Source organism: Kribbella sp. NPDC000426, assembly GCF_040300265.1.
Lineage (GTDB): Bacteria > Actinomycetota > Actinomycetes > Propionibacteriales > Kribbellaceae > Kribbella.
Map to the genome: position 1 here is coordinate 313,067 of NZ_JBEPDK010000001.1, position 20,146 is coordinate 333,212.

At 67.9% G+C, this 20,146-nt stretch carries 17 protein-coding genes; 5 read left to right on the forward strand and 12 right to left on the reverse strand.

Translation table 11 applies throughout. The features are described 5' to 3' along the window. Positions 1-20: 20 nt before the first annotated feature. From ABT313_RS01495 to ABT313_RS01520, 6 genes are all read right to left on the reverse strand, one after another. Entirely contained in the window at positions 21-665 is a 645-nt protein-coding gene (locus tag ABT313_RS01495) for a TetR/AcrR family transcriptional regulator (protein ID WP_350847457.1), read from the reverse strand. 36 nt (positions 666-701) lie between these two features. After that, positions 702-2,330: an ABC transporter ATP-binding protein gene (locus ABT313_RS01500; protein WP_350847459.1), complete on the reverse strand. Its 1,629-nt coding sequence runs from the start codon at positions 2,328-2,330 to the stop codon at positions 702-704. Continuing rightward, complete coding sequence (locus ABT313_RS01505) at positions 2,327-3,175, reverse strand: ABC transporter permease (protein ID WP_350847461.1); 849 nt, start codon at positions 3,173-3,175, stop codon at positions 2,327-2,329. The genes ABT313_RS01500 and ABT313_RS01505 overlap by 4 nt, the downstream gene beginning before the upstream one ends. A gap of 61 nt (positions 3,176-3,236) precedes the next feature. After that, complete coding sequence (locus ABT313_RS01510) at positions 3,237-4,184, reverse strand: ABC transporter permease (RefSeq protein WP_350847463.1); 948 nt, start codon at positions 4,182-4,184, stop codon at positions 3,237-3,239. Beyond that, the gene (locus ABT313_RS01515) at positions 4,184-5,572 is read right to left on the reverse strand and encodes a sulfatase family protein (RefSeq protein WP_350847465.1); all 1,389 of its coding nucleotides are present in this window, start codon (positions 5,570-5,572) and stop codon (positions 4,184-4,186) included. Before ABT313_RS01515 ends, ABT313_RS01510 begins: the two co-directional genes overlap by 1 nt. A 30-nt stretch (positions 5,573-5,602) precedes the next feature. Then, positions 5,603-7,153, reverse strand: coding sequence for an ABC transporter substrate-binding protein (locus tag ABT313_RS01520; RefSeq protein ID WP_350847468.1), 1,551 nt, complete (start codon positions 7,151-7,153; stop codon positions 5,603-5,605). Positions 7,154-7,258: 105 nt separating this feature from the next. On the opposite strand from ABT313_RS01520, the gene ABT313_RS01525 reads away from it, so the two are divergent. From ABT313_RS01525 to ABT313_RS01540, 4 genes are read left to right on the forward strand one after another with little or no spacing between them, the layout of a single operon-like run. Continuing rightward, the gene (locus ABT313_RS01525; protein ID WP_350847470.1) at positions 7,259-8,686 is read left to right on the forward strand and encodes a sulfatase-like hydrolase/transferase; all 1,428 of its coding nucleotides are present in this window, start codon (positions 7,259-7,261) and stop codon (positions 8,684-8,686) included. Positions 8,687-8,712: 26 nt separating this feature from the next. Continuing rightward, positions 8,713-10,209: a sulfatase family protein gene (locus ABT313_RS01530; RefSeq protein ID WP_350847472.1), complete on the forward strand. Its 1,497-nt coding sequence runs from the start codon at positions 8,713-8,715 to the stop codon at positions 10,207-10,209. Continuing rightward, a complete protein-coding gene (locus tag ABT313_RS01535) occupies positions 10,206-11,876 on the forward strand; it encodes a sulfatase family protein (RefSeq protein WP_350847474.1) in 1,671 nt (556 codons plus the stop codon). The genes ABT313_RS01530 and ABT313_RS01535 overlap by 4 nt, the downstream gene beginning before the upstream one ends. 3 nt (positions 11,877-11,879) lie before the next feature. Continuing rightward, positions 11,880-12,845, forward strand: a complete 966-nt coding sequence (locus ABT313_RS01540) for a formylglycine-generating enzyme family protein (protein ID WP_350847476.1) — start codon at positions 11,880-11,882, stop codon at positions 12,843-12,845. Positions 12,846-12,859: 14 nt separating this feature from the next. On the opposite strand, the gene mmsB is transcribed toward ABT313_RS01540, so the two are convergent. Genes mmsB through chvE form a run of 3 tightly spaced genes read right to left on the reverse strand, consistent with a single transcriptional unit; the run spans position 12,860 to position 16,769 of the window. After that, positions 12,860-14,104 carry a multiple monosaccharide ABC transporter permease gene (mmsB, locus tag ABT313_RS01545; protein ID WP_350847478.1) on the reverse strand — a complete coding sequence of 415 codons (1,245 nt, stop codon included), beginning with the start codon at positions 14,102-14,104 and terminating at the stop codon, positions 12,860-12,862. Continuing rightward, the gene (gene mmsA, locus ABT313_RS01550; RefSeq protein ID WP_350847480.1) at positions 14,101-15,639 is read right to left on the reverse strand and encodes a multiple monosaccharide ABC transporter ATP-binding protein; all 1,539 of its coding nucleotides are present in this window, start codon (positions 15,637-15,639) and stop codon (positions 14,101-14,103) included. Before mmsA ends, mmsB begins: the two co-directional genes overlap by 4 nt. A gap of 5 nt (positions 15,640-15,644) precedes the next feature. Then, a complete protein-coding gene (gene chvE, locus ABT313_RS01555; RefSeq protein WP_350847482.1) occupies positions 15,645-16,769 on the reverse strand; it encodes a multiple monosaccharide ABC transporter substrate-binding protein in 1,125 nt (374 codons plus the stop codon). Positions 16,770-17,002: 233 nt separating this feature from the next. On the opposite strand from chvE, the gene ABT313_RS01560 reads away from it, so the two are divergent. Next, positions 17,003-17,782 carry a FadR/GntR family transcriptional regulator gene (locus ABT313_RS01560; RefSeq protein WP_350847485.1) on the forward strand — a complete coding sequence of 260 codons (780 nt, stop codon included), beginning with the start codon at positions 17,003-17,005 and terminating at the stop codon, positions 17,780-17,782. On the opposite strand, the gene ABT313_RS01565 is transcribed toward ABT313_RS01560, so the two are convergent. The 3 genes from ABT313_RS01565 to ABT313_RS01575 are packed head-to-tail and all read right to left on the reverse strand — an operon-like array spanning position 17,770 to position 20,140. Continuing rightward, entirely contained in the window at positions 17,770-18,627 is an 858-nt protein-coding gene (locus ABT313_RS01565) for an amidohydrolase family protein (protein WP_350847487.1), read from the reverse strand. The genes ABT313_RS01560 and ABT313_RS01565 overlap by 13 nt on opposite strands. Continuing rightward, positions 18,624-18,962 (reverse strand): L-rhamnose mutarotase, encoded by a 339-nt coding sequence (locus ABT313_RS01570; RefSeq protein WP_350847488.1) that lies wholly within the window; start codon positions 18,960-18,962, stop codon positions 18,624-18,626. Before ABT313_RS01570 ends, ABT313_RS01565 begins: the two co-directional genes overlap by 4 nt. Beyond that, positions 18,959-20,140, reverse strand: a complete 1,182-nt coding sequence (locus tag ABT313_RS01575) for a mandelate racemase/muconate lactonizing enzyme family protein (RefSeq protein ID WP_350847490.1) — start codon at positions 20,138-20,140, stop codon at positions 18,959-18,961. Before ABT313_RS01575 ends, ABT313_RS01570 begins: the two co-directional genes overlap by 4 nt. Between the last annotated feature and the right edge of the window lie 6 nt (positions 20,141-20,146).

Genomic DNA, 20,146 nt, shown 5'->3' on the forward strand with positions numbered 1-20,146 from the left:
AGATCCTTCGATCGATGTCATCACGGACGCATGTACGGCTCGAGAAGTCTCAGAAAGAGCCTGACGTGCTCGGCGCGGGGGAACGCCGAGGTGTCGAACACCCACTGGGCGCCGAGCCCGTGGGCCAGGCCCAGCATCCAGCGGGCCACCACCTCGGCATCGACGCCGTCCGGGAGTTTCGAGACGTCGACGGTTTCCTCGACCAGTCCGACCATGGTCTTCATCAGGTTGTTGTTGCGCTGCACGAACCAGTCGTGACCGGGGTGGCCCTCGGCGGTGCTCTCGGCGGCGAGGATCACGAACAGCTGGACCAGCTCGGGGTTGCGGTCGTTCTCCGCCAACGTCTCGACGTACGCCGCGAGCGGGGAGTCCCCACGCTGCTGATGCTCCTGGCGCGAGACGACGTTGCGTGCCTCGCGCTCCTGCAGCACGGCCAGCAGCAGAGCCGCCTTGGTCGGGAAGTAGTGCAGGATCCCCGCCTGGGTGATGCCCACCTCGTTCGCGATGTCGGCAAGGCTGACGGTGTTGAAGCCGCCGACGGAGAACAGCGACATCGCGGTGTCGAGGATCTCCCGCCGCCGCGCCGCGCCGCGCGCCTGTGTCGCTCGTCCCGAACGCCGGGCCGACTGCGTGCCGTCGGCTTCGGGAGCTGTGTCCTTGGTCATGTGTCCCCTCCAGTAGGGCAGGTGCTGAGCGGTGGCTCAGGCAATCGCCTTGTCGAGATCGGGTGTGGCGGCGAGCAGCGTACGGGTGTAAGGATGGCGTGGGCTGCCGAAGACGTCCTCCGTCGTACCTTGCTCCACGATCAGGCCGCGGTTCATCACGGCGACGCGGTGACTGATCTCGCGGACGACCGCGAGGTCGTGCGAGATGAACAGGTACGCCAGGTCGAACGTCGTCTGCAGGTCGGTCAGGAGAGCCAGGATCTGGGCCTGGATCGAGACGTCCAGCGCGGACACGGGCTCGTCGAGGATCAGCAGCCGCGGATCCGACGCCAGCGCCCGCGCGATGCCGATGCGCTGGCGTTGACCGCCGGAGAAGGCCCACGGGTACCGGTCGAGGTGTTGTGCGCCGAGGCTGACCCGCTCGAGCAGTTCGACGCTGCGGTCGCGGAGTTCGGTGCGCGGAACTCCGGCGATCCTGAGTGCCTCCTCGAGCGACTGGCCCGCCGTACGGCGGGGATTCAGCGAGGAATACGGATCCTGGAAGACGTACTGAACTGTCCTGGCCAGTGCCCGGCGCTGCTCGTCGGTTCGCAGTTCCACCGGCTCGCCGTTCACGAGGATCTCGCCGCTCGCGGGTTCGTTGATGCCGACGATCGTTCGCGACAATGTCGACTTGCCGCAGCCGGATTCCCCTACCAGGGCGAGGGTCTCGCCGGCGCTCACCTGCACGGACACGCCGTTGACCGCATAGAACGGCACAGGCTTGCGGAACCAGCTCCGCCGCGCCGTGTTGAGGTCCGTCTTGAGCTCCCGCACCTCGAGCACGGTCCGCTCGGCCGCCGGAGCGTCCTCGCGCAACGGTGCGTCCATCTTCGGGATGGCAGCCATCAGCGAGACGGTGTACGGGTCCTGCGGCCGGGTGAGGACGTCGCGAACGGTCCCCCGCTCCACGATCTTGCCGAGGTGCATGACGACGACGTCGTCGCACATCTCCGCGACCACGCCCATGTCGTGGGTGATGAACAGGATCGCGATCCCCAGCTCGTCCCGCAGCCGCCGGAGCAGGTCGAGGATCTGGGCCTGGATCGTCACGTCGAGGGCGGTCGTCGGCTCGTCGGCAATCAGGATCGACGGATCGTTGGCCAGCGCGATCGCGATCACGACCCGCTGACGCATACCGCCGGAGAACTGGTGCGGATACTTCTGCGCCGCGCGGGCCGCCTCCGGGATGCCGACCTGCTCGAGCAGTTCGAGCGCCCGGGCCTGAGCGGCGGCGCCGTCGGTCCCGTGGATCTTGAGGGCCTCGACGATCTGGTCCTTGATCCGCATCACCGGGTTGAGCGCCGCCTGCGGGTCCTGGAAGATCATCGCGATCTCCTTGCCGCGCACGGCGAGCATCTCCTTCTCGCTCAGCGCCAGCAGATCGCGACCGTTGAGCTCCACCTGCCCGCCGGTCACCCGGCCGGGGTGACGGATCATGCGCATGATCGCGCGTGAGGTCACCGACTTGCCGGAGCCCGACTCACCGACGATACCCAGGATGCGGCCAGGCTCGAGAGCGAACGAGATCCCGTCCACCGCCTTCAGTTGCTCGTCCGGCAGGTCGAAGGTGACCTCGAGGTCCTGGACCCGCAGCACGGGTGCGGAGGTCGTGGGCGTGGTCATTTGCGGATCACCGTTTCGTTCAGGGCGTCGGCCAGGAGGCTGAACGACATCGACAGCAGGATCAGGACGATGCTGGGACCGAGGATGTACAGCGGCGACTGCTCGACGAACCGGATCCCGACATTCAGCAGGGATCCGAGCGACGGGGCCGGCGGCTGGATGCCCAGGCCGATGATGCTCAGGCCGGCCTCGATGAAGACGGCCACGACCACGAAGATCGCGCCGCCGACCAGGATGGGGTCCACCGCGTTCGGCAGGATGTGCCGCCACAGTACGGCGCTCTTGCTGACGCCGAGCGTCCGTGCGGCGACGACGTACTCTCGTCCACTCTGTTCGAGCAATGCCGCCCGCGCCTGACGCCCGAAGAAGGGGAGGCCGCCGACGGCGATGGACACCACCAGCGCGGCCCAGCCCGGTCCCATGATCAGCACCACGCACACGCCGAGAACGACACCGGGGAAGCCGAGGATGATGTCCAGGATCCGTTGGACGACGGCACCCGCGACCCGCGACAGCGCGCCGACCAGGCCGAGGGCGGTTCCCGCGATCATGCTGAGCGGCACCGCCACCAGGATGATCGAGAAATCCGTGCGCAGTCCGTAGACCGTGCGCACGAGGAGATCGCGGCCGAGTTCGTCGGTTCCGAACGGATGTGCCCCGCTCGCCCCTTGCAACGAGTCCGCGGACTGCTGGTCGTACCCGTGCGGGAAGATGACCGGAGCCAGCGCGGCCGTCAGGACCAGAACCGCGAGGATCACCGCCCCCGCAACACCGCGCGGCGTACGGAAGGCCACCAGGTACCTCCGCACCGTCGCGTTCCGCAGCAGGCCCGGCCGTCGTCCCACCGGACGAACGGTCGGTCTCGGTGGCCTGGCCGCCACCGTCGTGACCTGGTCGTTCCGCATCTCAGGCGTCCAATCTGACTCGGGGATCGAGGGCTGCGAGGATCAGCTCCGTGACCAGCTGGGACAGCACCGCGATCAGCACGGCGCCGATGATGAGGATCTGGACCAGCTGGTAGTCGCGGGAGTTCACACCCTGTACCGCCAGCTGTCCCAGACCGTTGCGGGCGAAGATCGCCTCGATGATGATCGCCCCGCCGAACAGCTCGCCCACTCTGATGCCGATGGCAACGACAGCGGCGCCGAGGCTGGTACGCAGTACGTGCCGATAGGTGATCCGGCGCGGCGAGGCGCCTTTCGCACGGGCCAGATCGACGAACTCCTCGCCGCGGGTTCCGCGCATCGTCGTCTGTAGCAGGCGTGAGATCGAGGGCGCGTGCGCCAGTCCCAGTGCGAGTGCCGGCAGCAGCAGGTACTGGATACCGATCTCGGGGTTCTCCGACAGCGACACCTCGCCGCTGATCGGCAGCACTCGCCACGTGACGCCCAGCAGGACGATGAGCAGGAGCCCCACCAGGAAGGCCGGCGTCGCCAGCAGCAGAGTGTTCGTCGCGTCGACACCGATCCGCGCGATCCGCGACCGGGCCGAACCGCCGAGCACACCGAGGCCCAGACCGATCAGGATCATGAACACCGACGCAAGCACGGCCAGTTCCACAGTGCTCTCCAGCCGCGACAGGATCAGATCGCTCACCGGCCGGTTGAAGATGTACGACGTGCCGAGATGACCCCGGACTACACCTCCGAGCCAGCTCAGGTACTGGATCGGCAACGGCCGGTCGAGTCCGAGGGACTGCCGGATCGCCTCGATCTGCTCAGGTGTCGCGTCCGGTCCGGCGATCGTCTGCGCCGGATCGCCGGGTGCGAACCGCGGCAGCAGGAACGCGATGATCGAGGTGGCGAACAGCACCAGGACGATCGACGGCACCTTCTTCACCAGGAAGCGCAACATCAGACTCGCTCCTCGTCCCGTGCCTTCGCGAGATACGCCTGGAGACGATCGACCGACTGCGGACGCTCCCCCGAGATGTCGTACTCCTCGAAGGGATCCGCGGACAGGTCGACGAGATAGGGATGCTCGAGGTCCGGGCTCAGGACCAGTTTCTCGTCGGCGGTGGTGACGGTCCGCCAGCCGCGCAACTGCACCCACTTGTTCGCGCCGTAGTGCCGGGCAGCCATCTCGATCTCGCGTTCGGAACGGTCCAGGCCCGAGACGACGTACTCACGGTGTCGGCTCGTCTCACCACGGAGGACGGCCAGCACCGATCGGGCGGTCATCTCGGCTGGGATGTCCAGTCCGGCGATCTCGAGAGCTGTCGCGGCCAGATCTTCGAGGGAGACCAACGCATCGCTGACAGTGCCGGGATTCTCGACGACCGGGCCGGAGACGATCAGCGGAATCCGGATGCTCGGGTCCAGCGCGATCTGCTTGCCCCAGGTGCCGTGGTCGCCGAGCATCTCGCCGTGGTCGCTGGTGTAGACGACGACGGTATTGCCGAGCTCGCCTTCCCGCTGCAGCCGGTCGAGGAACGAGCCGAGATGCCGGTCGATGTTCTCGATCATCGCCGCGTACCGTCGCCGTACCTCGGTGTGATCCCCGTCGAACGCGCCGGGCCGATGCGGCGGCGGGAAGTCGACGTCGGCCCACGCGGCGCGCATCCGGTCGGTGACGTCCATCGGATCGTGCGGTCCGGCGAAGTTCACCACCAGGTGCCAGGGCGTGTCCTGCGGCCGCCGGTCGAGGAGGGCGTGCGCGTTCCGCGCGATCCAGTTGTCCAGATAGGACTCCTCGGGCAACGGGCTCGGCGAGACGTCGCTGTACGGCGCGTCCTTGCGGCGCGAGAAGTCGTCCAGATGCGCATCGGCGCGGCCGGCGTCGTACAGGTGCTTCATGTACGGCCCCTTGGGCTGCTCGCGCCCGGACCACAGCGAGTCGAACTTGCCCTCGTTGTCGATCCCGGCGGACATCCCCCACTCACCGAGCAGGCGGGAACCGTCGAGGTTCCAGTCGAACGTCGCCTTGTGCAGATCGAACTTTCCCACCCCGGCCACGAAGTACCCCGCTCGGTCGCGGAGCCGCCGGTAGTACGTGTCTGCGTCGACGGGCAGATCGTGGAAGTTGTTCGGCACCGGCGTGGACTCGTAGTCGAGACCGGTCGCCAGGCAGGCCCGGGCCGGCGCGCAGAGCGGGGACGGCGTCGTTGCCCGCCGGAAGGTGACCCCGGCCTCCTGCAACCTGCGGATGTTCGGGGTCCGGACGGGCAGCTCGCCGCTGCCCTCGAGCCAGTCGAAGCGGTGCTGGTCGGCGATCACCAGCAAGACGTTGGGTCTCCGATTCACGGATTCCTCCTGAGCAGACGAAAGCATCGGTCAGTGATCGAGGTAGGCCGACTTCGCGTCGAGATAGGAGCGCGTGCTCCAGTTCAGGTCGTGGGCGTTCTTGGCGACCACGTTCTGCCCCTGGGCCTGGACGACCGCCGAGGTGAACGCCTGGTCCAGGATGTACTCCGAGAGCTTGTGCAACGCGTCCTGGTACGCCGCGTCGGAGTCGGCAGCCGTGACCTTGTTGCGGAGCGCGGCGTACTCGTCGGTCCAGAACCGCGACGAGTTCCCCTTGCGCAGCGAGGGAAGCGTGTCCATCAGCGTGATCGCGCCGAGGCCGTTGAGGCCGTGCAGCGGCATGAACGCCGTACCGAGCTTGCCGGCGATCTGGTTCTCGCCGAAGCTCTGCGTCTCCTGCGGTTCGATGGTCGGTTTCAGACCGACCTCCTCGAGGTTCCTCCGCACGATCTCGGCGACGCTCATGTTCTGCGGGAGGCTGATGACGGTGATCGGCACGGCGGCCCCTTCGGCGCCGGCGGCGGTGAGCATCTGCTTGGCCTTCGCCGGGTCGTAGGTGTACCGCTGCGCGAGGTCCTTCGGGTAACCGGGCAGGCTCGGGTCCCAGAACAGGTCGGTGGCGACACCAGCGGCACCGAAGATCTGCTTGGCGATCCGGGCCCGGTCGATCGCGTAGTTGACCGCCTGCCGCACCTCTTTCTTGTCGAACGGCGGCTGGTCGATATTCAGGCCGAGCGGATAGACGCTGCCGGTGGTGTTGACGACGGTGAACGCGCTGTTCGACGCCATCGACTGGATGTCCACCGGGTTCATCCCGATCGCCAGCTGGGACCGGTTGCCGCGGACCGCGTTCAGCATCGCGGTGCTGTCGGTGATCACCGCGATCGTAATGCCGTCCAGGTGCGGCTTGCCGCCCCAGTACTTGTCGTTGCGCACCAGCTGGACCTGCGAGCCGGGCGACCAGCTCTTGAACAGGAACGGGCCCGTCCCGATCACCTTCGAGCCGTCGGCCAGCCCCTTCGCGGACTCCTTGTCGAGGATGTAGCTGTACTCGAAGAAGTCGAAGATGTTCGGGACCGGCTTGGTGAAGTGGATCGTCAGCGCGGTCGGACCGGTCACGTCGATGCTCTTGAACTTCTTGGCGATCGGCGTGACCTGCGAGCTCGACTTCAGCACCTGCTCGAACGAGTACTTCACATCGTCCGCGGTGAGCTTGCGACCGCTCTGGAAGGTCACGTCGTCGCGCAGCGTGATCTCGATCGACAACTTGTCCGCGGCAACCTTCCATTCCTTGGCCAGCAAGGGCTGCGGCGTGCCGTCGCCGTCGTACCTGGTCAGTGTCTCGAAGACGTTCGACGCCCAGCTGGAGTTGCCCAGCCGGCCGGCCAGGACGTTGTTCGGCTGGATGTCGGAACTCTGCGCAATGGTCAGGATGCCACCGTCGACAGGCTTGCCGGCCGCGCCGGCGCCGGTCTGTTGTTGCTTGACCGCGGACTGACAGCCGCTCACGGCCAGGGCGAGCGCCATCGCGCCCGCGGCCACCGCTGACACCACTCTGGATCGTCGTTGCACGTCGTACATCTGATTCCGCTCCTCGATGGTGAGAGTGACCCCGAGGATTGAAAACCTAGCGAGCACTTAGTAGGTTTTGCAAGAGTTCGATCCCGTCCAGCGAAGGATCTGGTGATGGCGAAGCCGAATGTCTTGTGGATCATGGCCGACGAACTGCGCACGGATGCGCTCTCCTGTTACGGAAATCCCCACCCCGAGATCGCCACTCCGCACATCGACTCCCTCGCCGCCAGGGGCGTCCTGTTCGAACGTGCGCACGCCTCCTCGCCGGTCTGCGTCCCGGCCCGGCAGGCGATGCTGAGCGGCCAGAGCCCGTTGGTCTCCGGCGTACTCAACAACGAGGGCTACCTGCCCGACGGGGCCGTTGCCGCAGAGATGTTCCCGGAAACGTTCGCCGCGTCCGGCTGGGCGACGGCCAACTACGGCAAGGAGCACCTGCCCGGAGGCCGGTCGCCCTGGCAGCACGACGACCACTCCGGCTCCGGCATGGCTGAGGTCCTGCAGCGCGCTACGGACAACGACGTCGAAATCCGGCGCTCCCCCGGGATCGGCCACGTCTTCTCGGCGGTTCTGCCCGAGCACGAGGAGGTCGGTTCGGAGACGATCACCAGGTCGGTCGTCGAGGCGCTGACCGCCGCTGAAGGACCGTTCCTGTTCCGCGCGAGCTACGTCCAGCCGCACAAACCGATGGTCGTGGCCGAGCCGTGGGCGAGCCGGTACGCCGGCCTGAACTTCGGCGTACCGCGATCGCCGGAGCAGTCCGGCAACCGGTTCGAGCGGGAATGGGGCGAGCTCACCCGCGGCGCCGATCTGTCCGCCGAGGATCTCGATCGCTCGTTCCAGATGTACTACGGATGCGTCGCCTGGCTCGACGATCAGGTCGGACAGATCCTGCGGGCACTCGACCAGGCCGGTCTCCGCGAGTCGACCATCGTGGTGTTCTCGACCGACCACGGCGCCTCGCTCGGCGAGTACGGCATCCTGGCGAAGCACACATTCGCGCCCGAGAGCCACCGAGTGCCGTTCATCGTCTCCTGGCCGGGCGTCCTGCCGGAGGGCGTACGACGCTCGGACCTGGTCGTGAGCGAGGATCTCGCGCCCACGCTCCTCGCACTCGCCGAGCTGGACCGCCCGGCGACCTGTACCGGGCGGGACGTGTTCTCCGAATCCGCACCGCAGGTCGTGCTCTCGGCCATCGGGTACGGCGACACCGCAAGCCGGGCATTCCCCAACCGGGACGCCGGCGGCTGGGACGACGGCCTCGGCTGGCCGCAGCGCGTCTGCGCCCGCACCGAGCGGTACCGGCTCGACCTGAACACCCGCCGAGCCGGCCTCCCCGTCCCACCGGACGAGGCCGACATCTTCCTCGCCGACAGCCTCACCGATCTGCACGAACGCACCAACCTCGTCGACGATCCGCGCTACGCAACGGTCCTCGGCGAGCTCCTCCCGATCGCCACCGCGGCCGCCGCCCGCATCCCGGCGGCGGTCGTCCGCACCGAGGAGTTCCGCCGTACCCGCTCTGCCACCAACCCGGTCTGAACCGCACCCGCCAGGAGCCGACCCACATGCCAGAACCCACCCGCCGGCCGAACATTGTCTTCGTTCTCACCGACGACCACGCCGCACACTCGATCGGCGCCTACGGATCCGTTGTGAACCGGACGCCGTACATCGACGAGATCGCAGAGCGCGGCGTACGGCTGGACAACTGCTTCGTCACGAACTCCCTGTGCTCTCCGAGCCGGGCCTCGATCCTCACCGGCACGTACAGCCACATCAACGGTGTCACGACCCTGTGGACACCGATCGACGCATCCCAGCCCACCTTCATCTCCCAACTCCGGGCGGCCGGGTACCGCACCGGCATCGTCGGCAAGTGGCACATGGGCGAGGAGGCAGCGTCGAACCCGCAGAACTTCGACTACTGGGATGTGCTGATCAACCAGGGCGAGTACTTCGACCCGCGGTTCCTCTCGGCGGACGGGGTCCGGCGCGAGTCCGGGTACGCCACGGACATCATCACCGATCTGGCCATGCAGTGGGTCGACGGCCTCGAGGGCGACGATCCGTGGTGCCTGCTGGTGTGGCACAAGGCTCCGCACCGCCCGTGGGAACCCGACGAGAAGCACGCCGACCTGTACTCGGACCCGATCCCGGTCCCGGGCACGTTCTGGGACGACTACAGCACCCGCTCGGCCTCGGCCCGACGAGCGCTGATGCGGATCGCCGACTACATCAACAGCGAGGACCTCAAGGTGGAACCGCCCGAGGGCCTCAGCTACGAGGAGCTGGCACTGTGGAAGTACCAGCGCTACATGGAGGACTACCTGCGCTGCGTGGCCTCCGTCGACGACAACGTCGGACGCCTCACCGGGTGGTTGCGCGAACGCGGGGAACTCGACGACACGCTGATGGTCTACTCGTCGGACCAGGGCTTCTTCCTCGGCGACCACGGCTGGTTCGACAAGCGGTTCATGTACGAGGAATCCCTGCGCATGCCGCTGGTCATGAGCTACCCGCGCGCCATTCCGGCCGGCACCGTGCACGACGGGATCGTGACCAACGTCGACTTCGCCCGGACCCTCCTCGGGGCGGCGGGGGTGGACGCACACGACCGGATGCAGGGCCGCAGCTTCTGGGGAGATCTCGTCGGTGACCCGACCGCACCGGCCGCGGAGGGTATGTACTACCGCTACTGGGAGAACGACGACTGGTTCCACAAGGCGCCCGCACACTACGGCTACCGCGACGACCGCTACAAGCTCATCTTCTACTACAACAGCGGATACGGCCTGCCGGGCAGCGGCTTCTTCGAGTACCCCACGGAGTGGGAGCTCTTCGATCTCGAGACCGATCCGCACGAGCTGCGCAACGTTTACGACGACCCCGGGTATGCCGAGATCCGTGAACAGCTCAAGGTCAAGCTGTACGACGCCCAGGCCGCGGTCGGCGACAAGCCGTGGACCGGCGAACAACCGGCGACCGACGAGCGGTTCTCCGTGCTGGCCCGGTTCACCGGGTCGTCCGGCATGAATCCCGTGGTCCCGGCGAGCGGCAAGTGACCGCCGAGATGCCGGCCGGCCGCCCGAACATCCTGTGGATCTCGACGCACGACATCAACCCCCACCTCGGGTGCTACACCGGAATCTGGCCGGGTGCCGAAGTCGCCCGGACGCCGAACCTCGACGCCCTCGCTGCCGCCGGTGTGCGGTTCGACCAGGCCTTCGCGACGACACCGGTCTGCGGGCCGTCACGCTCGGCTCTGATGACCGGATGCTTCCCCACCTCCATCGGCACCCACAACATGCGGTCGAAGGCAGTACCGCCGCCCGAGGTACGACTGCTGAGCGAATACTTCCGTGCCGCTGGCTACTACGCGACCAACAACGCCTTCACCGACTTCCAGGTGCCAGTACCGGGCACCGCCTTCGACGACTGCTCGTCGACGGCGCATTGGCGCAACCGGCCGACGGAGGACACGCCCTTCTTCGCGCTCTTCCACGGTATGGCGACCCACGAGTCCCAGATCTACCTGGACGACGACGAGTTCGACACGGTGACCGCCGAGCTGCCGCCGGAACAGCGGCACGACGCGAGTGGCACACCCGTTCCGCCGTACCACCTGCAGAACGAGGTGTTCGCGACGGCCTGGGCGCGCTATCACGACCTCATCTCGGTCATGGACGCGTGGGCCGGCCGGCTGCTTGCCGAACTGGAGGACGACGGCCTGGCGGACAACACGATCGTCGTGTTCTGGAGCGACCACGGCGCCGGCTTCCCGCGCGCGAAGCGGTGGGCCACCGAGGCCGGCCTGCGGGTGCCCGTCATCGTGCGCTGGCCCGGGCAGATCGCGGCCGGGCAGGCGCGGACCGACGTCGTACACCTCGCCGACCTGGGTCCGTCGATGCTGCGGATGGCAGGACTCGACATCCCCGCGCACATGCAGTTCTCGCCGCTGTTCGACAGCTCCGGAGCGAACCTGACACAAGGCGACTACGCGTTCGGGGGCCGCGACCGGATGGACGAGCAGCGGGACTCCTCGCGGACGGTCCGCGACGTCAGGTACCGCTACATCCGGCATCGGCATCCGGATCGGTCGCCCTTCCAGTACCAGCATTTCGCCGAGAAGTTCCCCACCTGGAAGGAACTGCGGCGCGCGGTCAACGACGAGGCCCGGCAACGGGCCGCCGGCGTCGCCTGCGACGTACTGACCCCGCTGCAGCGACGTGTCACCGCAGAACGCAAGCCGGAGCACGAACTCTACGATCTGCTGGCCGATCCACACGAGACCGTCGATCTCGCGGACGATCCGGCGTACGCCGACACACTCCACCGGCTGTCGTCAGCACTGGACGACTGGCTGCGCGGGACGGGAGACCTCGGCGCCGTCGACGAGGACGAACTCATCGCCCGGTGGCGGCCTGCCGGCACGCTCCAGCCCACCGAAGTTCCGGTCTGCGCGATCGATGCCGATGGCAACATCACCGCGTCCTGTGCGACGCCGGGCGCAGTGATCGGGTGGAGCCGCGACGAACCCGTGTCGCGCCCGGCACGCACGTTCCAGCAGACGATCACCGGGGATCCCGACGACGACGGGCAGACCTGGCACATCTACACCCGGCCGCTGGTGGCCGAGCACGACGGGCCGCGCTGGTTCCGGGCCTCGCGGCTCGGATTCGCACCCAGCGACGCCGTCCCCGCTCCGATGCCGCCCGGCCACGAGAGGTGAACCATGGATTCCTGCTGTGCACCGTCGGTCTCGGCGTTCGTCTCCGGTGATCCGCGGCCGCGATCGTCGGTCGTGACGGTCACCGGCCGGCACGACATCGAGCAGGTGCCGGTCCCCGCGGGGACGTTCGAGATGGGTGACGGCTTCGGCGACGGCTTCCCGGCCGACGGTGAATCGCCGGTGCACCCGGTTGCGCTGGCGTCGTTCGCGATCGATGCCACCAGCGTGACCAACGCCGACTTCGCGCACTTCGCCGACGCGACCGGGTACCGGACCGACGCCGAGCACTTCGGCTTCTCCGCCGTCTTCCACCTCGCCGTACAGGCGCGGCCGACCGACATCATGCGCCCGGCCCCCGGAAGCCCTTGGTGGCTGGGAGTTCGCGGCGCGGACTGGCGCCACCCCGGCGGAAGCCGATCGGACCTCGACGGACTCGACGACCATCCGGTGATCCACATCAGCTGGAACGATGCCGACGCCTACTGCCGATGGGCGGGCCGGCGCCTGCCGACCGAGGCCGAGTGGGAGTACGCCTCCCGCGGCGGTCTCGACCGACGACGCTACCCGTGGGGAGACGACCTCCGCGACGGCGACAGCTGGCGATGCAACATCTGGCAGGGCCGGTTCCCCGTCACCAACGACCTGTCGGACGGCTACCTCACGACAGCGCCGGTGCGTACCTACGCGCCGAACGGCCTCGGCCTCTGGCAAACGGTAGGCAACATCTGGGAGTGGTGCGGCGACTGGTTCAGCCCGCGCACCTACGAACTCGACGCGCGCAACGGGACAGTCACCGACCCCCGCGGACCAGCCGCCGGAACCGCCAGAGTCATGCGCGGAGGTTCCTACCTCTGCCACGACTCCTACTGCAACCGCTACCGCAACGCCGCCAGAACCTCCAACACCCCGGACTCCTCCATGAGCAACACCGGTTTCCGCACCGTGGGGCTCGACGTCGATCCCCGATGACCTGGCCGGCGCGGTCAGCGGGTCGTGCCGGCGCGGCGTTTGTTGTAGATGTCGAAGGCTACGGCGAGGAGGAGGACCAGGCCTTTGACGACGGACTGGGTCGACTGGTCTACGCCCATCAGCTGCATGCCGTTGCTCATCACCGCCATGATCAGGCCGCCGACCATCGCACCGACCACGGTGCCGACGCCGCCCGCGACGGCGGCGCCGCCGATGAAGGCGGCCGCGATCGCGTCCAGTTCGAACATGTTGCCGGCGGCGGGCTGGGCGCCGTTGGAGCGGGACGAGTAGATGACGCCGGCGATGCCGGCCAGGAATCCCATGTTGACGAAGATCCAGAAGTTGACCGAGCGCACCTTCACACCGGACAACATCGCCGCCGGCAGGTTGCCGCCGATCGCGTAGACCTGCCGGCCGAAGACGGTGTTCTTCGTCATCAGCCCGTATCCGGCCACCAGCACGCCGAGGATGATCAGCACGATCGGCAGGCCACGGGCGTGGGCGAGCTGCCAGGCGAAGTACATGACGACCGCGGCCACCGCCAGCACGCGAGTGACGAACAGCGGGAACGACTCGACCGGCTGCTCGTACCGGATCCGCGCGAGCCGGGTGCGGAACACGCCGACGGCGTACCCGGCGACGGCGATCGCCGCGATCAGCAGCGTGAACGCGTCATAGCCGTACCCGCCGAGCAGTCCGTTCAGGAAGCCGCTGGCAACCTTCTGGTACTCCGCCGGGAACGGCGACAGCGAGACGTTGTCGAGCACCTCGAGCGTCAGCCCCCGGAACAGCAACATCCCGGCCAGCGTGACGATGAAGGCCGGCATGCCGACGTACGCCACCCAGAAACCGTGCCAAGCGCCGACTGCCGTACCGACCGCAATGGCCGCCACCACCCCGATCCACCACGGCTGCCCGTGCTGGATGACCAGTACGGCGGAGACCGCGCCGGTCAGCGCGACGATCGACCCGACCGACAGGTCGATGTGGCCGGCGATGATCAGGATCACCATGCCGATCGCCAGCACCAGGATGTAGGAGTACTGGAGCACGATGTTGGTGATGTTGCCCGGGCTGAGCAGCACCCCGTGGGTGAGCGAGGCGAACAGCGCCACGATCACCACGAACGCGATGTAGATGCCGCTCTGCCGAAGATTGCGCATCACCAGGGTCAGCGGATCGCTGGTGCCGATGTGCAGGCCGGCCGTGGCGGTGCTCTCGGTTTGTTCGGCCGGCGCGGAACGTTTGGTGCTGGTCATCCGGCGAGCTCCTTCTCCTGCGTCATCAGCGCCATCAGGCTCTCCTGGGTGGCCTGGCCCACCGGCAGCTCGCCGGTGATCCGGCCGGCCGACAAGGTGTAGATCCGGTCGCACATCCCCAGCAGCTCGGGCAGCTCCGACGAGATCACGACGACCGCCTTCCCCTGCGCCACCAGCCGGTTGATGATCGTGTAGATCTCGAACTTCGCGCCGACGTCGATACCGCGGGTGGGCTCGTCCAGGATCAGCACGTCCGGGTCGGTGAACAGCCACTTGGACAGCACGACCTTCTGCTGGTTGCCGCCGGACAGCGTGCCGACGACGTCCAGGACCGTGCGGGTCTTGATGTTCAGGTCGCGCCGGCCCTGCTCGGCGACCTTGATCTCCTCGTTGCCGTTGACCCATCCGGCCCGGGCCAGCCGGCCGAGCGCCGCGGCCGAGATGTTGGCCCGGACGTCGGCGATCAGGTTCAGCCCGTACCGTTTGCGGTCCTCGGTGGCGTACGCGATGCCGTGCCGGATCGCCTCGGCCACCGTTCGGGCCCGGATCTCGCGGCCATGGACATACAGCCGGCCGCTGACGTTGCGCCCGTACGAACGGCCGAAGACGCTCATCGCGAGCTCGGTCCGTCCGGCGCCCATCAGACCGGCGATGCCGACCACCTCGCCGGCCCGCACGGTCAGGGACGCGCCGTCGACGACCTTGCGCGGCTGGACCGGGTGCCACACCGTCCAGTCCTCGATCCGCAGTACTTCCGGACCCGGCACGGACTCCCGGTCCGGGTAGAAGCTGTCGAGGTCCCGGCCGACCATGCCGCGGATGATCCGTTCCTGCGTGACCTCCCCGGACGCCATGTCGAGCGTCTCGACGGTCCGGCCGTCGCGGATCACCGTCGTCGAGTCGGCGATCGCGGTGATCTCGCTGAGCTTGTGCGAGATCATGATGCAGGTGATGCCGCGGTCGCGCAGCCGCCGGAGCAGGTCGAGCAGGTGCGCCGAGTCGACGTCGTTCAGCGCTGCCGTCGGTTCGTCGAGGATCAGCAGCCGGACGTCCTTCGACAACGCCTTCGCGATCTCCACCAGTTGCTGCTTGCCGACCCCGAGCTGGATCACCGGGGCGACCGGGTTCTCGTCCAGCCCGACCGACGCCAGCAGCTCGCGGGCGTCCGCGTTGGTCCGGTTCCAGTCGATCAGCCCGCCGCGGCCACGACGCTCGTTGCCGAGGAAGATGTTCTCCGCGACCGACAGGTACGGCACCAGCGCTAGCTCCTGGTGGATGATCACGATGCCGACGGCCTCGCTGTCGCGGATGCCGGCGAAGTGCACCGGCCGCCCGTCGAACCTGATCTCGCCGTCGTAGGTGCCGGCCGGGTGGACCCCGGACAGCACCTTCATCAACGTCGACTTGCCCGCGCCGTTCTCGCCGCAGATCGCGTGGATCTCCCCACGCCGGACCACCAGCGACACGTCCTCGAGCGCCTTGACGCCGGGGAACCGCTTCGTGATCCCCCGCATCTCCAGCAGTACGTCGTCCACCAGCGTCACTTGGCCTGGCCGGCGGCGACCTCGGCAGCCGTGTAGTAGCCAGAAGCAACGAGTTCCTTCTGGATGTCGGGCTTGAACACGGTCTGGATCGGCAGCAGGTACGCCGGCACGACCTTCTCGCCGTTGTCGTACGACTTGGTGTCGTTGGCCTCGGGCTGCTTCTTCTGCAGGAACGCCTCCGACGCGTTGACGGCCTGCTCGGCCAGCAGCCGGGTGTCCTTGAAGATCGTGGAGCTCTGCACACCGGTGTTGATCAGCTTGACCGAGGCGATCTCCGCGTCCTGGCCGGTGATCGCCGGCATCGGGTTCGCGGCCGTGCCGTAGCCGACGTTCTGCAGTGCGGTGATGATGCCGCGCGAGATCCCGTCGTACGGCGACAGCACGCCGTTGACCTTGGCGCCGTCGTTGTAGCTCGAGGTCAGCAGGTCCTCCATCCGCTTCTGCGCCGTCTCCTGCAGCCACCGCAGCGTCGCGACCTGCTCCATCTTGGTCTGCTTCGACTTGACGAGCAGCGCGCCGCTGTCGAAGTACGGCTTCAGCGTGTCCATCGCGCCGTTGAAGAAGAAGTGGGTGTTGTTGTCGTCCAGCGAACCGGCGAAGACCTCGATGTTGAACGGCCCGGTCTTGGCGCCCTTCGACCCGTCCGCGTTCTCCAGCCCCAGCCCGCGCAGCAGCGCCTTTGCCTGGGCGACCCCGACCTTGTAGTTGTCGAAGCTGACGTAGAAGTCGACGTTCTTGCTACCGCGGATCAAGCGGTCGTACGCGATCACCGGGATCTTCTTGTCGGCCGCGGCCTGCAGTTGGCTGCTGAGCGCGGTGCCGTCGATGGCCGCGATGACCAGTACGTCGGCGCCCTGGGTGATCATCTGGTCGACCTGCTGGGACTGGGTCGGGATGTCGTCGTTCGCGTACTGCAGATCGACCTTGTACCCCTTGGCCTCGAGCTTCTCCTTCACCGCCTTGCCGTCCGCGATCCAGCGCTCCGACGTCTGCGTCGGCATCGAGACGCCGATGGTCAGGTCTCCCGGCTGCTGACTTGCGGTGTCGGTGGTCCCGCCCGCTCCCTGCCCGCCGCAGGCCGCGAGGCCGAGCACCAGCAGGGCGCCACTCAGGGTGGCCACAAACCTCTTCTTCACAAGACTCGCCCCTCTCCGGCCGGATGTCCGTCCCTCGTGTAATCGCCCCGCAACGGACTGTTAGCGCTCACATGTTGACGTCACCAAACCCGCCGGTCAAGACTTCAGCAGCCAATGGTCACGTTAACAATTCAGCAGATTCTCAGCGCCCGCGCGCTGGCGCCGTACCTGCGCGGCTCCGGGCCGACCGTCTTCCGGGACGCCGTAAGATCACACCTATGGCGAAAGACCCCGTTCCCTCGGTGCACCTGATCCCGAGACGTCTGCCGGCGGGGAGGCTCGGGGTTTCGGTGGTCGCGGAGCTCGTCGACCTGATCGTGACCGGCAGGTTGCAAGAGGGCGATCTGCTTCCTCCGGAAGGGCCGTTGAGCGAGCACTTCGGGGTGAGCCGGACAGTGTTGCGCGAGTCGGTGAAGCGGCTCGAGGAGAAGGGCCTGGTCACGGTCTCGCAGGGCCGCGGCACCCAGGTGCGGGCGCCGGGGTACTGGAACATGCTCGACCCGGTGGTGCTGTCGGCGCTGATCGACAACGACGAGAGCCTCGGCGTACTCGACGAGTTGACCGTCGTCCGGGCGAGTCTCGAGTCGGCGATGGCGGGAGCGGTCGCGGAGTCCCACAACGCCGACGAAGTCCGGCGGCTGGAGAACGCACTGACCGCGATGCGGGAGAGCGAGTCCGAGACCGACTCGTTCCGGCAGGCCGACGTGATCTTCCACTACGCGGTGATGGAGATCTCCGGCAACCAGCTCGCCGAGAACATCGCCAAGCACATCTACAAACGAGCCGTCGAGTCCAGCCGGTACCAGGGCATCAACCCGCCGGACGCCGTGGAGCTGACGCTCAAGGAGCACGAGGCAATCGTCAAGGCGATCGCGCGCAACGACCGCGCCGGCGCCGAGAAGGCGATGCACGATCACATCCACGGGTCGTGGGAGCGTCGCCGGTTGTCCGACCACGCTCCCCGCCCCCGCGGCCGCAAGCGAGGTCAGCGGCAGTAGATGCCGGCAGCGTTGCCGCCGAACACCTGCGCACGCTCCGACGCGGACAGCTCGCCCAGCAGACTGTCCGCCGCTGCTCTCCACACCGCCGCTCCGCCGCCGAGCTCCACCAGCGGCCAATCGGAACCGTAGAGCAGACGCTCCGGCCCGAACGCCTCGAGGGCGATCAGCACCCGGTCCGCGAGATCCTCGGCGCGCCAGGATCCCGGAGCCAGACCGGACACCAGCCCCGACACCTTGGCCGCGACGTTCGGACGGCGGGCAAGCTCCCGCAGCCCGGCCGCCCAGGCACGAGTGTCCGCTCCCGGCGCTGGTGGACCGCCCAGATGGTCGAGAACAAAGGACATTCCCTCGTGCCGGCCGCTCACGGCCGCAGCCTGCGACAGCTGCCAGTCACGGACGACGAAGTCGAAGCACAGCCCCTCCCGGTCCAGCACATCGATGCCGAGAGCAACATCGTCGCGCAGCAGCCACGCCGGATCGGGGTCGATGTGCGCAAGATGCCGCACCCCCACCAGCGGAACGGTCGCGTTCCGGCGGATCACGTCGAGCTGCGCCGCGACGTCCGCGGTCAGGTCGACCCAGCCGACCAGGCCCGCCACCACGGACGGATCCAGGTAGGCCAGCCGGACACTCTCGGCCACGCTGTTGCTCGACTGTACGACGACCGCGCGCTCGAGCCCCGTCGACGCCAGCATCGCCTTCAGGTCGGACGCATCGAAGTCGCGGGCGATCGGTGCCATCGTCTCCGGGTCGATCCAGTCCTGCGGGTCCAGCGCCCGGTCCCACAGATGCACGTGGGCATCGATCCCCACATCGATTCCCACATCGATTCGCACCGTCATCCGAGATGCCACACTTCGTCGATCGGCTGCCACAACGCGCCCGGGATCCGCTCGTCGGCGATCCGCACCTGGCAGGGATCGGTGTGCGTCCACCACTCCTGCGACACCGGGTCGTCCGCGATTCGTTGCATGTCCGCGTCGTGGTCCTCGCCGACGTACTCGTAGTACGCGAACAGGACGTCGCCGAAGACGAAGATGCTGTAGTTGCGAATGTTGCACTCGACAAGCTTCTGCTCGACGCCCGGCCAGACCTCGCGGTGCAGCGTCAGGTACGCCTCGCGCTTCTCGGGACGTACGCCGACGACGAGCGCCCGGCGCTCCGGCACGCGCGTCACGAGACCGGCCTCAGCGGCACCGCGGGTACGTCGATCACGTCGGGCTCGGCCACCAGCCGCAGCGCGGCGCGCATCGGCCGCACGTGCGGCCCGGTCGAGGCCGGAAGAGTCGGCGTCGAGCCGAGCGGTGAGAGCTTCGACTCGTCGACCGCGATGCCGATCCCCGGACGGTCGCCCAGGATGATCCCGCCGTCGTCGAACTCCTGGTCGACGTCAAGCCCGACCGGGAAGTGCAGGTCCTGCACCTCGTACGTCAACAGGTTCGGTACGGCGGCGGCCGCGTGCGCGATCGGATTCGCGTTGTAGGCAACGGGACTCACCGGCAGGTCGTGGCCGTGGGCAAGCGTCGCCACCCGGAGGAAGTGGGTGATCCCCCAGACGTTGCCGACCTGGACGACGTCGAGCGCGCCGGCGTCGAGCAGCGGACGGTACTGCTCGAGCCCGGTCAGGTTCTCGCCGCTGGCGATCGCGGCCCGGACCTTGCCGCGCAGCGCGGCCATACCGGCAGCGTCCCAGCGACGCAGCGGCTCCTCCACCCAGGTGAGGTCCATCCGCTCCTCGATCGCCGCGACGTACCGGGCCGCCTGGGCCTGGTTCCACGACTCGTTCGCGTCGAACATCAGCGCGGGCCGGCGGGAGTTGCGGCTGAGCACTTCCCGGGCGATCTCCAGCCGCGGCAGGTCCCGGTCGAGGTCACGGCCGCCCTTGAGCTTGCCGGCCTTGAACCCGCGATCCGCGAACCGGCCGTAGAGCTCGGCCAACTCCTCGTCGGTCAGCCCGTACTCCAACCCGGACGCATAGCCGGGCACGAACCGTTCACGGGCCCCGAGCAACCGCCACAGCGGCTCGCCGGCCGCCTTGGCCTTGAGGTCCCACAGGGCCGTGTCGAGAGCCCCGATCGTGCCGAACACGGGCCCGGCATGGCCGGTCTTGAACACCCAGTCGAGCATCCGGTCGTACAGCGCGACGACCGAGCGCGGATCCTCTCCGTCGACGGCCGGGAAGACCCGTGCGATGTCTTCGTGCGGCCCGACGCTGACTCCTTCGATGCCGGCGTCGGTCTCCACGATCAGGACGGGGACCGGGGTGGTGTCCCCGCTCTGTACGCCGTTGACGTCGCCGGTGACTCTCCCCCAGTCGTGAACGGTGCTCAGACTGCGGTATCCGGTGATCTTCATAGGTGA

Excerpts from the sequence above, each read along its gene's own strand:
- ABT313_RS01495 (WP_350847457.1), bottom strand. The coding sequence starts at position 665 with ATGACCAAGGACACAGCTCCCGAAGCCGACGGCACGCAGTCGGCCCGG.
- ABT313_RS01500 (WP_350847459.1), bottom strand. The coding sequence starts at position 2,330 with ATGACCACGCCCACGACCTCCGCACCCGTGCTGCGGGTCCAGGACCTC.
- ABT313_RS01510 (WP_350847463.1), bottom strand. The coding sequence starts at position 4,184 with ATGTTGCGCTTCCTGGTGAAGAAGGTGCCGTCGATCGTCCTGGTGCTG.
- ABT313_RS01520 (WP_350847468.1), bottom strand. The coding sequence starts at position 7,153 with ATGTACGACGTGCAACGACGATCCAGAGTGGTGTCAGCGGTGGCCGCG.
- ABT313_RS01525 (WP_350847470.1), top strand. The coding sequence starts at position 7,259 with ATGGCGAAGCCGAATGTCTTGTGGATCATGGCCGACGAACTGCGCACG.
- ABT313_RS01530 (WP_350847472.1), top strand. The coding sequence starts at position 8,713 with ATGCCAGAACCCACCCGCCGGCCGAACATTGTCTTCGTTCTCACCGAC.
- ABT313_RS01540 (WP_350847476.1), top strand. The coding sequence starts at position 11,880 with ATGGATTCCTGCTGTGCACCGTCGGTCTCGGCGTTCGTCTCCGGTGAT.
- mmsB (WP_350847478.1), bottom strand. The coding sequence starts at position 14,104 with ATGACCAGCACCAAACGTTCCGCGCCGGCCGAACAAACCGAGAGCACC.
- ABT313_RS01560 (WP_350847485.1), top strand. The coding sequence starts at position 17,003 with ATGGCGAAAGACCCCGTTCCCTCGGTGCACCTGATCCCGAGACGTCTG.
- ABT313_RS01565 (WP_350847487.1), bottom strand. The coding sequence starts at position 18,627 with ATGACGGTGCGAATCGATGTGGGAATCGATGTGGGGATCGATGCCCAC.
- ABT313_RS01575 (WP_350847490.1), bottom strand. The coding sequence starts at position 20,140 with ATGAAGATCACCGGATACCGCAGTCTGAGCACCGTTCACGACTGGGGG.